Annotated in this window: 12 protein-coding genes; 3 read left to right on the top strand and 9 right to left on the bottom strand. The window is 38.3% G+C overall.

The features are described from left to right. Positions 1 to 14 precede the first annotated feature (14 nt). The 3 genes from BUB25_RS04400 to BUB25_RS04390 all read left to right on the top strand — a co-directional run bounded on the left by BUB25_RS04400 (position 15) and on the right by BUB25_RS04390 (position 1,819). Positions 15 to 338: an SUF system Fe-S cluster assembly protein gene (locus BUB25_RS04400; protein WP_072940581.1), complete on the top strand. Its 324-nt coding sequence runs from the start codon at positions 15 to 17 to the stop codon at positions 336 to 338. 69 nt (positions 339 to 407) lie between these two features. After that, a complete protein-coding gene (locus BUB25_RS04395) occupies positions 408 to 911 on the top strand; it encodes a DUF2480 family protein (protein ID WP_072941053.1) in 504 nt (167 codons plus the stop codon). A gap of 59 nt (positions 912 to 970) precedes the next feature. Continuing rightward, a complete protein-coding gene (locus BUB25_RS04390; RefSeq protein WP_072940579.1) occupies positions 971 to 1,819 on the top strand; it encodes a DUF3078 domain-containing protein in 849 nt (282 codons plus the stop codon). A 34-nt stretch (positions 1,820 to 1,853) separates the two neighbouring features. On the opposite strand, the gene BUB25_RS04385 is transcribed toward BUB25_RS04390, so the two are convergent. The 9 genes from BUB25_RS04385 to BUB25_RS04345 all read right to left on the bottom strand — a co-directional run bounded on the left by BUB25_RS04385 (position 1,854) and on the right by BUB25_RS04345 (position 14,726). Beyond that, entirely contained in the window at positions 1,854 to 3,314 is a 1,461-nt protein-coding gene (locus BUB25_RS04385; RefSeq protein ID WP_072940576.1) for an FAD-dependent oxidoreductase, read from the bottom strand. Between the two features lie 217 nt (positions 3,315 to 3,531). Further along, positions 3,532 to 4,782, bottom strand: a complete 1,251-nt coding sequence (gene hflX, locus BUB25_RS04380) for a GTPase HflX (protein ID WP_072940573.1) — start codon at positions 4,780 to 4,782, stop codon at positions 3,532 to 3,534. 140 nt (positions 4,783 to 4,922) lie between these two features. Continuing rightward, positions 4,923 to 5,789: a hypothetical protein gene (locus tag BUB25_RS04375; RefSeq protein ID WP_072940571.1), complete on the bottom strand. Its 867-nt coding sequence runs from the start codon at positions 5,787 to 5,789 to the stop codon at positions 4,923 to 4,925. Positions 5,790 to 5,972: 183 nt separating this feature from the next. Beyond that, entirely contained in the window at positions 5,973 to 6,422 is a 450-nt protein-coding gene (locus BUB25_RS04370) for an FKBP-type peptidyl-prolyl cis-trans isomerase (protein ID WP_072940568.1), read from the bottom strand. Between the two features lie 71 nt (positions 6,423 to 6,493). Then, on the bottom strand, positions 6,494 to 7,846 hold the full coding sequence (locus BUB25_RS04365; RefSeq protein WP_072940565.1) for a DUF5689 domain-containing protein: 1,353 nt from the start codon (positions 7,844 to 7,846) through the stop codon (positions 6,494 to 6,496). Positions 7,847 to 7,864: 18 nt separating this feature from the next. Continuing rightward, positions 7,865 to 10,702: a TonB-dependent receptor gene (locus BUB25_RS04360; RefSeq protein ID WP_072940562.1), complete on the bottom strand. Its 2,838-nt coding sequence runs from the start codon at positions 10,700 to 10,702 to the stop codon at positions 7,865 to 7,867. A gap of 352 nt (positions 10,703 to 11,054) precedes the next feature. After that, the gene (locus BUB25_RS04355) at positions 11,055 to 12,266 is read right to left on the bottom strand and encodes an MFS transporter (RefSeq protein ID WP_072940559.1); all 1,212 of its coding nucleotides are present in this window, start codon (positions 12,264 to 12,266) and stop codon (positions 11,055 to 11,057) included. A 170-nt stretch (positions 12,267 to 12,436) separates the two neighbouring features. Further along, positions 12,437 to 13,477, bottom strand: coding sequence for a Gfo/Idh/MocA family oxidoreductase (locus tag BUB25_RS04350; RefSeq protein ID WP_072940555.1), 1,041 nt, complete (start codon positions 13,475 to 13,477; stop codon positions 12,437 to 12,439). 181 nt (positions 13,478 to 13,658) lie between these two features. After that, entirely contained in the window at positions 13,659 to 14,726 is a 1,068-nt protein-coding gene (locus BUB25_RS04345; protein WP_072940552.1) for an NADH:flavin oxidoreductase/NADH oxidase, read from the bottom strand. Positions 14,727 to 14,842: the final 116 nt, after the last annotated feature.

Raw genomic sequence — 14,842 nt, 5'->3', positions numbered from 1 at the left:
AAACAAATTAAATTATGACAGCAGAAATAGACACAAATGAATTAGGCGAAGCGATCGTAAAAAAATTAAAAACCATCTACGATCCTGAGATTCCTGTAGATATATATGAATTAGGTTTGATTTATGACGTGATGGTCAATACTGATTATGAAGTAAAAATCCTGATGACCCTTACTTCTCCTAATTGTCCGGTTGCCGAAAGCTTACCTAGAGAAGTGGAAGAAAAAGTAAAATCTATTGAGCATATAAAAGACGCTGAAGTAGAAATCACTTTTGATCCGCCTTGGAGCAAAGATTTGATGAGTGAAGAAGCAAAATTAGAATTAGGAATGCTTTAAAAATTTGTTTAAAGTTTAAAGTTTCAGGTTATTCAACTTGAAACTTTAAACATGAAACTAAACTTTTTTATGGAAGAAATAGTAAACAAAGTTGCCAATAGTGCCTTGGAAGTTTTCGATTTAGAAGATTACTATCCAAAAGGGATTCGGACTCAAATCGACATTTCACAATGGCTTTTGGAAGGTTTTTTGTTAAAAGAAAAAGACTTTAGAGAGCATCTTAAAAATCACGACTGGACCCAATACCAAGACCAATTTGTAGCCATCCATTGCAGTACGGATGCTATTATTCCGGCTTGGGCTTCTATCTTAGTGGCAATCCAACTGGCACCATTTGCCAAGAAAATTATCAATGGAACCATCGAAGATTTAGATGCCGCCTTATATGAGGAATTACTTCCTAAAATTGACTATGCTGTTTATCAAAATAAACCAATTATCATAAAAGGCTGTTCCAGAAAACCCGTACCTATGCGTGCTTATGTATTAGCGGCACATCACCTGCAAGCTTATGCCAGAAGCATCATGTATGGCGAAGCCTGCTCCGCTGTACCCTTGTATAAGAAAAAATAATAAGCCCTGTTTTCTCAATTGCTTTTTTTATATTTGTTATACTAACAAAATTAAAGAATATGAAAAAAGTAATACTTTCTTTGGTTTTTATTTTGACACTCCTATCCGCAAATGCCCAAGAAGTCGCAAAAGACACTACAAAACTTTGGACAAAAAAAGGAAATATCTCCTTACTTTTCAATCAGTCTGCCTATAATAAACAATGGCTTGGTGGCGGAACATCCAATATCGCGGGAAATCTAGGCATAAACTATGATTTCAATTATAAAAAAGGAGCTGTTGTTTGGGATAATAAATTCATTTTGGCTTACGGTTTAAGTAAAATAAAAGGCGACACTAAAACCGCCAAAACAGACGACCGTCTGGAGCTGAATTCCCTTTGGGGCAAAAAAGCATCCGGTAACTGGTATTATTCCTTATATTTTAATTTTAAAACCCAAATGGATACTGGTTTGGATAAAAATGACCAGAAAATTTCTCATTTTTTCTCTCCAGCCTATTTTCAATTTGGACCCGGAATGTTATGGAAAAAGAACGATAATCTAAGCGTCAATTTTTCACCGGCAGCAGCTAAATTAATTATTGTACACAAACATTTTACTGATTTAGCCCCTTCGTATGGCGTTTTACAAGGTGACGTTTCCCGATTTGAATTCGGAGCCAGTATTAGCGCTTATTATAAATTCAATGTAATGGCCAATGTTTCCATTGAGAACAGATTAAATTTATATTCTAATTATTTAGATAACCCTCAAAACGTTGATGTCGATTATCAGATGAATGTCATCATGAAAATCAACAAATACCTATCGGCAAATGTTGCTGTTCAGGCCATCTATGATGATAATTCGGTCCAAGCCGTTCAGGTGCGTGAAATTTTTGGATTGGGAGTCAATTATGGTTTCTAATTTCTTTTACACAAACGGAAAACTGAAGACCTATTTAGCTTACATCTTTTTTCTTTAGACAACGACCTCTCGGCTGATCGCCCTCATGAAGCGCAATTTCGGAATGTAAGAACTCTGCAGCTGCTGCCGAATCTTTTACTTTGGAAGCACTACGGGCTAACATTTCGGATTCAAATTTTGTTAATACACTTTCTCTCAGTCCCCTTTTTCTCCATTGTGACACAGGATTGCAACCTCTTGAGATTCCCCGGGCCAGTGCGAGCGCATCCAGCAGTGCTTGATTTGCCCCCTGTCCTTTGAATGGACTCATGGGATGCGCTGCATCTCCAATTAGCGTGACTTGCCCTGCTTTCTCCAACGATTCCGGCTGGAGTAATTCCCGGTCATATACAGGATAGCCCGAAATCTGAGCTTCCTGAGTCGCTGCTAAAATAGCAGGTATGGGATCATGCCATTGCGTTCTGCGACAAGCTTCTTCTTTGAGTGCTTTTGAGCCTAGCGCACTTAACGCCATAGCCTCTTTTTCGGACATTGGAAAACTCAATTGCCACATCACCGAGTCTGACGTATAAGGCATTATGTAAATTCGCTCATTGCCATTAGCGGTTTGAAAAACAGTAGCCGAATCCAATAAAGGACTATTAAGATCTTCAAGAGCTCCCAATGGACAAATGCCCAATATCACAATACAATCCAGATAACGCAAAGGCAAACCATCATCACCAAGCAGCAACCTCCGCACCGAACTGCGAATACCATCGGCGCCCACCACAAGATCTGCTTTGGCATGTTGAAGCTTCCCGTTTACTTGAAAACTCAGATCAATTCCCTGCTCTGTCGATTCCTCAAAATGAACTAACTGGTGTCCCCACTGAACAGCATCGTCACCACCAAGTTGCTCCAGCAGCTCTAAGCGCAAAGACTGTCGAGGGACATGCACATTAGCGCGTTTCGTAACCGTTTCCGCATCGGATTGTATCCACTTTCTGACCCCCCATTCACCAATGACTTTTCCTGTTGTAGTATGAGCTAAATGTCGTGTTGACCTTACTCCTTCTGCTAAAGAGCGAATACCCAATCCCTCAATCGCTTTACTCGCTTGTTGCAAAGTAAGTCCGTAACCCTGAGATCTCGCATCGAAGTTGTTATCGCGCTCATAAAGAGTAAAGGGAATGCCGCGGTGCAAACAAGCCACCGCCAGCGCCACTCCACCTATTCCACCACCAATAATAGCGACATGTGGGTAATTTTCTTTATCTGCGATAGGAGGGCCAGTTGAAGGAAGCAAGCCAGAACCGCTACAGCTCAAGCAGGAATATAAGTGAGCCTTAGGACGCACTGGAGCTGTTCCTTCGCCTTTCGTTTTTTCAAATTGATCGACCGCTATCTGGTAAGTTCGTCGTGCTTTCTGACTCAGTCCCCGACTTTTTTTGCCGCGTCCCTGACATTCAGGACAAACAGTCCAGCTTAGCTTTTCGTTTTCCGCCTTTTTCACTTCTTCTTTGTTTCCAACACTCTAGCCGTTTTACAGCTTATAAAAAGAGTTGTTCTTTGGTTTTGCGAAAATACGAATTAAAGCCTAATTCTTCTGAATTTTAAAATGGCTATAGTAATGCTGTATTTCAAAGCATCCGTTGGGGCATGCCCAATAAAAAATCCCTTTTGAACATGTATCAAAAGGGATTTCTATTTATAAAACTATCGAGCAGAATTTACTCTGTTTCTTGCTCTTCTTTGTCTTCTTTTTCGATAGCGTCCTTGTAATCAGGATACAAAAATTTATTATACGGAAAACGGGTAATGTGAATTTGTCTTACCGCTTCATAAACACATGCTCTAAACTCTTCAAAGTTTTCTTTGTTTTTGGCTGAAATAAACAAGGCATTTTGCTCTCCTACACGGCTCATCCAAGTCGATTTCCATTCTTCCAGCGTATAATGTTTAGTTGTTTTTTCGGTCATCAAATCATCTTCGTCAATCGTTAAATGCTTGTAGGCATCTATTTTATTGAAAACCATGATTACGGGTTTGTCATGCGCCTTGATGTCTAATAAAGTTTGATTTACCGATGCAATATGATCTTCAAATTCAGGATGTGAAATATCGACAACGTGCAATAACAAATCGGCCTCACGAACCTCATCAAGCGTACTCTTGAAAGAATCCACCAGCATAGTGGGCAATTTACGGATGAATCCCACGGTGTCTGACAATAGGAAAGGCAGGTTTTTTATCACCACCTTGCGAACGGTTGTGTCTAAGGTCGCAAAAAGTTTGTTTTCTACAAATACATCGCTTTTCCCAATGGCATTCATCAAAGTAGATTTCCCCACATTCGTATATCCCACTAAAGCCACACGCACCATAGAACCACGATTGCTTCGCTGTGTTCCCATTTGTTTGTCAATCGCTTTAATTTTATCTTTCAGTAACGCAATTCTATCGCGCACAATACGTCTGTCTGTTTCAATTTCTGTTTCACCGGGTCCACGCATTCCAATTCCCCCTTTTTGACGCTCCAAGTGTGTCCAAAGTCCGGATAATCGCGGCAACATATAAATACATTGTGCCAGCTCTACTTGGGTTCTTGCATAGGAAGTTTCGGCACGTTGTGCAAAAATGTCCAGGATAAGGTGCGTCCTGTCTAGAATTTTACATTCGGTAATAATTTTGGAAATATTTTTTTGTTGTGAAGGCGTTAATTCATCATCAAAAATCAATGTCGAAATATTATTCTCCTTTACATACGCATGAATCTCTTCGATCTTACCTGTACCCATAAAAGTTTTAGGATTGGGACGTTCCATTTTTTGCGAAAAGCGTTTCACCACTTCCCCTCCAGCCGTAAAAGTCAAAAACTCCAGTTCGTCAAGATATTCGTTTAATTTCTCTTCGCTTTGATTTTGAGTTACAATGCCTACAATGGCTGTTTTTTCGAAATTTAATACTTCTTTTTCTAACATAACTTTGAATAAGCTACAAATTTAATCATTTGCTAGGTACTTACACTTATTGAAATCGCTTTTTAAATAGAATAGAAAATAAATTAATACGCTTGTTTTCCAGACTTGAACCTAAAAATGCACTAGTTGTCGTCAAAATATTATTCGTAAAAATAGGTTGTTTGGGTTTTCACAATCCCATTCTCTTCTATTAGCGCATGCGAAACAGGATAATTATTACTGTTGTATTTATAAATTCCCGATTTTCCAATAAAATCTACCGAAGTCGATTTGGAACTCAATTGATTATTCTCAGAAATGGATTGCAAATCAAATTCATCTTCATGAAAAGAAACTATGGGAACAATCAGTTTGTAATTCTCTCCAAATAAATTTTTTACAATCAGCCGATTAATCGAATTTTTATCATCAAAAGTATAATACTGGGTCGATTTATCTCCAACCAATCCTTTCTGACTTACAAAATTATTCTTGTAATATCCATACTCTTTTTTACTGATAATCTGTTGGTTTCTATCTCTTGAAGCTCTCCTTACGATGATCCCGTTTTCGACTACATATTCAATGTCTTCAACAAAATTTTGGTGATTATTACTTTTTTTTGTGATCGCTTTTATTCTGGCTCCCTCGTATGTTATCGTTATTGTCTTAGTAACATATTGGCCATTTTCGTCGTATTTTTTGCTAAACTTAGTTAATCTGTTTGCTTTGTCATAGCTGTAATTAACCACTTCTTTCCAGCCGCTTCCTTCTCTTTCTTTTACCGTCATGTCCAATAAGCCATTTGGATTATAAAAGAAGCTTTGGATAACATCAGACGTTTTGATAGCGGAGAGTTTTCCTTCCTTAAATTGTATTGTTTTGTTGACAATTTCACCATCTTTCAAATTGCGAAAATTTGTTTTAACAACATTAATTTGTTTTAACTTAACTGGATTCTCTAGTGTTTGACTTTGCGTCAAAAAAGGGGAGACCATCATAAGAATGGTGATAAAGTACGTTTTCATGTGGTATTTCTATAGATTTGGGACGGCAAAATACAAAACAAAAAATAAGCAAAACAATTATGAATACACAATTGCTGCTTATTAAAAGTCATTTAATATTTAAATAAGTAGGTTTTGGATAGTATAAAATCCAATTTAGAATGAGCTAAAACGACTCAAAAAGAGGGGTTTTAGCTCATTATTTTAATTAACGGCAATTAGTTTTACCTCAAAAATAAGTACAGAACCTCCTGGAATAGGCCCTCTGTCATTACTTCCATAACCTAGGTGAGCCGGAATTAAAAGAAGACCGCTACCGCCTTCTTTAAAAAAAGGAATTCCTTCTGTCCATCCCTTGATTACCTGTTGTAAACCAAACGAAATTCCGCTGTCTTCGCTTTTATCAAATACTTTTCCATTGGTAAAATAGCCTTTGTAAGCCACCGTTACATTAGAGGTTGCAGTGGGTTGAGCACCGGTACCAGGCTCATTAATTACGTAATACAAACCTGAACTGCTTTTTTGAGCAGTTAAATCATTCTTGGCTATATAATCAACAATTTCTTGTTCATTCTTAGCGGTATAATCAGTTTCTTTGTCTTTTGAACAAGATATAAAAAGAGTTAAAACAAGGGAAAATAAAACGTATTTCATGATTTTAATTTTGTTTATAAAGTCACAAATATAAAACTATTGTGCAAAATTAAAACAATCCTAGACGTTTATTAATCCCCGAAAATTTGAACATCATCCACTTGAAAAGCGCCATCTAAAGCTAGGTTCCTACCCGACCCAATGTATTTGAAAGCAATATTAATTTTTCCGGTATAAGAAGACAAATCCACTCCGCCTGAACCAACAAACTGGTACCAAGGTGTCGCTTGTTTAGGCAAGGTTACTACAAGCGGAATCCAGGTTGCCTTAGTAACATTCAAACCGTCAAAATTAGTGGAAACATAGACTTCCAATGTGTTCAAAGGAGAATCGACATCCAGATGATGCTGGGCCGTTCTAAAGGTCAAAATCTCATTCGTATGGGTATCCATGTCAATTTTGGGTGAAATCAACCAAGCTATATTCGAATTCACTTTTGTACCACTAATGGCAAACTCTGCATAACCATTGCCGGAATAAACCCCGCCTTTCCAGAACAAAGTGCCACTCTGAACAATATTAGCCCAGCCGGCTAAACTCAAATTGCTATTATCAACCACCGATTGAAAATCTTGGGAGAAAAAAGGAACAGCACGTGTACCGCTCATCATGACATCCTTTTCTGATCGTGCCAGCAACTGATAATCAGAACCAAATTTGGTCAAAACGCCTCGTACTTTTCCGCTACCGGCAGGAACCAAACTTCGGGAAAAATTAGCATAGCTACTGGTTCTAAAGATTACTTGATTTCCGTATTTATCCATTAAATTCCAGTTGGTCGCGCCACCAATATCGTTGGTTTCCTCATAGTAATGACGTCCCATAGCCGCTTCTGTAAATTGCACATCCGATAATTCGACGAGCGTATTCAAATTAGAATCTGTCACTAAATCAGCAATCGTAATGGGGCGAACCAAGAGGTCTTCGGTTACATTCGTACAGGAAGCATGCAGCACGCCTTTATAGTCATTCTGAGAAAGTCGGCCCACTGCGCCTTCATCATAGGAATTGACATAAATACCGCCAATGCGCAAACTCCCATAATTGATATCCGTGTATTGATTTTTCAGTTTCACATATACTTTGTTCCCTAGCCGATAATCGACATACAAATTAGTCGCATCCACTGGAACGCTAAAACCTTGGGCTGGCACTGTGGAAGTAGCCAAAGTTTGAAATGATATTGCTTTAAAAAAATTCCCGCTTTCATCAGTTGAGACCACATAAGCTTCTATAATATCGTCATAAAGATATTGTGATACAATCGCAGCAGCATTAGCATGCACTTGGGCAACGGTTTTATTTGCGACAAAATCCGGTTGGGTACAGCTCAACTTGGGAACTTCCACCTCATCATTCGAACAACTGGAAAAGAGCACCGCAAAAACCATTAAAAAAAAGCATTTTCTACTATTACTTTCCATAACATTTGATTTAAAAAATTAAAAACTGAAGTAGAGATTCACAAAATAGCTTTGGCCATAGCCATAAAAATATTTATTACCAAAAGAAGGTGTCCCGCTGGAAACATCCTGATTGAGCTGACGGAAATTAGCATTACGAGCTTGCTCATAGCCGCCTGTTTTATAACTTTTATCCAATATATTATTAATACTCACAAAAAGTCCCAGGTACTTCCCCTTAATTCTCCAGGATTTTCCTCCTATTAAATTGAGCAACACCACAGGATCAAATCGTTCCTGTTTTAGCAACTCCTTTGCCCTTTCCTCGGTAGCTTCGGGGAAAGCGAAACCGCTGGCGGGATTTGTATAAAATTGTGCTGTTCTGGAAATGGGTGAAACATCAATATAGGAATCCGCTAGATAATTCACATTGGTGCCTATCCACCAGTATTTGGGATCTCGATATTCAATTCCCAAACTATACGCCTGTTGTGGCATACCAGCTTGTTTGTAATTTTTTAAAAGCGCCGTTCCAAAATCATACGATGGATTCGTATTTTCAATAGTGGCTACCGCATCATTATTAATACTTACTTTAGGATTATTGTCATAGGTAAATTGCCCGTAAGCAGCCGAAAAGTTTGTTTTTAATGTGGTACTGAGTTGGTACTCCAAGCTCAATTCAGCTCCGATATTCTTGCGGTTCAGATTAGTCAAAGTCTGGCTGACAAAAGCATTCGTATTGGTATATCCCGCCTCATTATCAAAGATTCCTTCGGCATAAAAAAAGGAAATTTTAGTAGCGTCCTTTATGGTCGAATAATAGGCTGTTCCTCTCATTTTTAAGTGGGGCGATCGAAAAATATAGCTAATATCAAGACTATTAACGGCTTCACTTTTCAAGTTCTCTACAATCGAATTATTCAATCGTGCATTAGGAAAAGTACTTCTAAGACTGGGTGCTTTGGTCAAATGGGCTCCGTTGAAATTCAATGACTGCTTGCCCGATATTTTAAAAGTAATCCCTCCTTTGAAACCAAAATTTTCGAATTGCACTTTCTCGCTTTTGCCAAAAGAGGTCGTCTCATAAATTCCATTTCGATACAAACCTTCTCTTTGATAATTAGTACTACTGAAGGATTGCGCCAAATAAAAATCGGCTTTATTATAAGAAAATTTAAACTGACTGAAAGCATCAACAGTATTGGCTCTGTACTTATAATTGTAACCATAAGCGTCGCCCACTATCACTTGACGGTGTGGATTATTCAAATCAGATTGCGCTTGGCTTCCGTTATAAAATCCATCAATATCTTCAAAAAAAGCACCTCCCAGTAAATCCAACAGCTTTTGGTAATTGTGAGATTTTAAGTCCCGAAACGAAGCACCCACATTCAAAATCAGGTTTTCATTCAGTTGCGAATTGAAGTTAGACGCCGCCACAATGGTTTGATCATCGGTCCGGTCTTCGTATAAAACATAATGACTTTGTGCCGGTTCATAACCCGTTATGGTTCCATTGCTATCCACAATCGGATTTTGATTTGTTCGGTAGATTGCCTCCCAGTCGATTTGGGGGTTTGCTAAAAAAGTCGTTCTGCTCCTCTCGGCATTTTCAAAATCCGGTATAAACGCACCCGAAAACTCCCCATTATCTTTGGCATACATCGAACTGTAATAACTCGGCATTTTTCTAAAATAGGTTGGATCCGGGCTATTGGCGTTTTGATAATCCAGGTTGCTATTCCCTATTTTACCAAACTGATACATCACACTGGAATTCAGATTAGTGTGATCATTTATTTTAAAAAAATGATTCAACATCAAAATGGGTTCTTCGATGGTTTTCTCTCTTGCATTTCTTTTTTTACCGTTTTGATAACCCCAGTAGGAATTGTATTTCTCACTCGTCAATTGCCTAACCTCATCTGTGTTTGGTGAATTTTTCCCTCGGATATTGGGCGTATAAAAACCGGTAACATTAATCGAATGTTGCTCATTCAATTTCTTTTCGACACTAAGAAAAAGAGAATTTGCATCATAGGTAGTTCCGTCAAAATGACCTTCTTCGGCATAGCGTTTTCCAGCCGAAACCACATAAGCCCAACCGGCATTGCTCATGCCCGAAGCATAGGTTCCCATCATACGCCAACTGTAATTCGTATTGGTTCCCGATACCGTAATTCTTGCGCCAGTCTTATAAATAGAAGCGCGAGTATTGATTTGCTGCGTTCCCAAAATACCTCCAAAAGTATAATCGGATGGTGCGGTGCCGATGGAGAACTCCTGATTTCGAGTAGCATCATTGAGTCCGCCCCAGTTGCTCCATTGCGGCCTACCGTCATAAAGTTTGTTCATCGTGATGCCATTAATCATCGTCGTTGCATTCTCGCTGTCTAAACCGCGCACCCTGAATCTTGCCTGTCCCCAATTGAAAGCTGCTGCCTGCTGAAAAGCGTCTTTGGATGATTGCAAAAGACCCGAAGTACTCTCAGAACCGCTATTGTCATCTGTCAGCTCGTTTTCGAAAAGCCGGATTAATCCACTTTGCTGCTCTAAAATTTGGTCTTCTTCTAGTAAAATGGTTCCTAAATCTAGTAACTCACCCCCATTCAAACTTATGGGAACCAAAGCATCTTTGTATCCCTGATTGTGAAAAAGAATCAGATAATCCCCAGATGGCAAAGCATTAAAAAGAAACTTCCCATCCGCTGCCGTGAGTTCCGTCCAATTTGTATTTTGGATTGAAACAACTACATAAGTCAAGGGTTGCATTGTTTTCGCATCTAAAACCTTACCCGAAATTCCGGCATTATTTTGGGCAAAAACAAATCCCATCTGCAAAATAAACAAGAGTGACAAAATACCATTTCTCATAAGCCTGTCTCTATTTTTTCGCCAAAAAACCCTAATGAATCAGGAAATTTTGTCTGTTAAATAAAAAAAATGATTGTTTCACTTCTGGCCATAAAAAATATTCCGAAAAGGAATACTATGGCAGAAATAACAGAAAAAGGTCTTTGGAAATAAACGCATCACCCAATTAGGCTCTACAAAAAAATAGAAAAAGTGGTATTTAGTATTCAAAAACAATTTAAAACACAATTGCTTGAATACTAATGTTAAAAATAACAAAAAAATCGTTAAGTTACTGATTTTCAGTAAAAAATAAAAAACCGACTGTTTTTCTAGGACATGTCGGTTTTTTAAAAAAGTGTAAAAATATATTTTACTCGATTGCTTTGATTCTGGAAACCATAAGGGCTATCAAAATTCCGAAGATTCCAATAAAAGCGAAAGAGAATCGCAAACCAAACAACTCGGCAATATAACCTATCACGGGTGGTCCCATTAAAAATCCCAGAAAACTCACACTCGAAACAATTGTTAGTGCTTCCCCAGGAGGAACCGTTGGGTTTTTTCCAGCCACACTATAAATCGTTGGTACAATCGTAGAAACACCTAATCCCACAAGCATAAAAGCAAAAGTACATGGAATAATATACGGAAAAAATACAGAAACAAAAAGTCCGGTAGAAATCATCAGGCCACTAATTTGCATGACTTTTTTTCGTCCAAATTTAAGAATCAAACCGTCCCCAATAAAACGACCTCCAGCCATCATAATCATAAACGAGGTATAACCTAAAATTACTAATGCGCCAGGCGCTTTAATCACATCCTTAAAATAAACGCCGCTCCAATCAAACATCACGCCTTCGCTTGCCATCCCACAGAAACCAATTACTCCCAGCCAAATTAAAGCACTGTCCGGTTTGGTGAACCTTTTTTTCTTTTTGGCTTTAATGGTTTCTTTGGCTTTTATTAAGAATTTAAAATTTAAAGCCACCATTAACAATACAATTCCACCAACTACCAGAAAATGATGATAAGGCGAAAGCTCCAATGCCAGCATTCCTAAACCAACCAAAGCGCCCGTAAATCCGGCAAAACTCCACATTCCGTGAAAAGAAGACATGATCGTTTTCTTGAAAAGTACTTCGGTATAAACTCCTTGGGTATTTACAGCTATATTCGCCAAGTTACCAAAAATTCCAAATACAAATAATCCTGCCAATAATTGCCAAGTCTGAGAAGCCAAACCAATATTTGTCAAGCTAAAAGCATAAAATAACAACGAGATTATAAGAATGCGATGGCTACCAAAACGGGTGACTAATTTTCCTGAAAAAGGCATAATCACTAATTGCCCCAATGGCAATGCAAATAAAATAGTTCCTAATTCACCTTCGCCAAGATGCAAAGCCGTTTTAATATCCGGTATCCGGCTGGCCCAAGTGGCAAAACACAAACCCATGGCAAAATAAAACATCGAAACCGCCCAACGAATTCTATTCAGATATGAAACCTTGGCATTTTTATAGGTTTTTTTATATTTTGCTTTGGTTTTAAAACGGGATATGAAGTTTAAATCTATCAAAAGAAATAATTTTAGAAGTTTAATTCTGCAAAGGTACAAAAAGGTCTAAACGAATATACTTAGCTGCATTTTTAACCAAAAATACAACGTTATTGTTTATAAAAATAAATGTTCCCTAATTACTTTCAGAGTATTTAGAGAACATTTATTGCTTTCTGCTAAAGGCAAAACTATAAATCAATCACTTTCTTTTGGTTGTTGCTTTGTATTGCCGCTTCAATAATTTGCATGACATGAACTCCGTCCTGCGCTGTAACCGGTTCAGGCGTATCATTTGAAATAGAATTGTAAACTCCATCAAAAAAATCATAATAATTCCCTTGAAGTGTTGGTATCTTTTCGATCAATACATCATTATTAATCTCTGTGTGAAGAATTCCCTCTTTGGTTTTGGGCTCTTTACCCCAAGTATCAAGATTGGGTTTCTTAGCTAATTTTAAATCGTCTTCCTGCACATCGCCACGCACTTTTAAAAACGAGCCTTTTTTACCATGAATCACATAAGAAGGAATGGCTTCCCGGACAAAAAAACCAGCTTTCAGTCTCACTCTTACATCAGGATAATACAGCAAAATATCGATATAATCATCTACCAAAGAGTGTGTTCTGGTAATTCGGATATCCGCAAAAACAGATTGAGGCAAACCAAACAAACTCAAAGCCTGATCAATCAAATGTGGCCCTAAATCTTTCAAAATTCCGGCTCCGGAATTAGCCGTTTCTTTGTGCGTTTTAGCACTCAAATTCGGATTGTAACGATCAAAATGAAATTCAGCTTCGACAATTTCTCCCAAAACCTGATCCGAAACAACTTGCTGCACGGTTTTGAAATCACTATCCCATCTTCTGTTTTGAAAAACGGCCAATTTCAATCCTTTTTCTTTGGCCAATGCAGCCAATTCCAGTGCTTCGGCCACCGTCGTGGTAAATGCTTTTTCGACAATAGCATGTTTTCCTGCCAGCAATACTTTTTTGGCGTATTCAAAATGAGTTTCAACCGGTGTATTTACAATCACCAAATCAATATCGTCATCGAGTACGGCCTCCAAAGTAGGGTAGCTTCTTACCTCTGGATAATCTTCCTGTATCAGTTTTTTACTTCTTTCCCAGGAACCAAGCAGTTCAAATCCGGGATGAATGGCCAAAAACGGAGCGTGGAATACTTTTCCTGACATGCCGTAAGAAAGCAGTGCGGTTTTAATTTTTTGCATATAGTATTTTTTAAATTAGTGGCAGGCATATGTTTTAAACATATAAGCCATTTAAGTTTTTAAAATAGAGAAAGATTCCTGTTGCCTTTTTAACTGATAAGAAATGTAAGTTCATAGAAGAAATTGAATTTATTTATACTATCTAAAAGTAAAACTTATATGACTTATATGTTTTAAAATCTTACTTTTTAGCTCTTTCGTATTGTTTAGGCCATTGAACATCGGCATTTAGTTCTTGTGCAAATGTCAATCCCAAATTTGGGTTTCTTAGGGATTCTCTGGCAAACAAGACTAAATCGGCTTTTTCGCTAGCGAGGATTTCTTCCGCCTGATCTGATTTTGTAATCAAACCCACGGCTCCGGTCAATATTCCGGTTTCATTTTTTATTTGTTCTGCAAAAGGGACTTGGTAATTGGGTCCCAACGGAATTTGTTGATGTGAGACCGCTCCTCCCGAAGAAACATCGATCAAATCGACTCCTTTTTCTTTTAAAATTTTCGAAAGCTGGATTGATTCTTCGATATTCCATCCGCCATCCGCCCAATCTGTAGCTGAAATTCGAACAAATAAAGGCAACTCTTTTGGCCATTCTGATTGTACCGCTTCTAGAACTTCCATCGTCAAACGGATTCTGTTTTCGAAACTTCCGCCGTATTCATCGGTTCGCAAATTAGACAAAGGCGACATGAATTGATGCAATAAATAACCATGGGCGGCATGAATTTCCAGAAGCTGATAGCCTGCCTGAACAACTCTTTTGGTGGCTGCTTTAAAATCGGAAATCACTTTTTGAATGCCCGCTTTGTCCAAGGCAAGCGGAACCGCTTCATTTTCATGAAAGCCTATTGCAGAAGGCGCTACGGTTTCCCATCCTCCATTCTCAATAGTAAGCTTTCTTCCTCCGTTCCATGGAGATGCTGAACTGGCCTTGCGTCCGGCATGCGCCAATTGAATTCCGGCAACCGCGTTTTGACTTTTGATAAAACGAACAATCGACTGCAATTTCTCGATATGTTCATCTTTCCAAATTCCCAGATCTTCGGGCGAAATTCGGCCTTCGGGCGAAACAGCAGTCGCTTCCTGAATAATCAATCCCGCACCACCACTGGCGCGGCTGCCCAGATGCACCAGATGCCAATCATTGGCAAAACCATCCAAGGACGAATACTGACACATGGGAGAAATCGCAATTCTGTTTTTAAGCGTAATGCTTTTTATTTGAAGAGTAGAAAATAATTTTGAGGACATAATACTGAATTTTTAAAGTAATTTAAATCTAAAAAAAGGGAGCTTAATTTTCGAAAAAAGTAAAGTTACAGGACATAATTGAAACTAAGGATTCAAATTCGATTTAATTAACAAAC

It is taken from the genome of Flavobacterium granuli, assembly GCF_900129705.1.
Classification (GTDB): domain Bacteria; phylum Bacteroidota; class Bacteroidia; order Flavobacteriales; family Flavobacteriaceae; genus Flavobacterium; species Flavobacterium granuli.
This window is presented reverse-complemented; position numbering and strand designations above follow the sequence as displayed.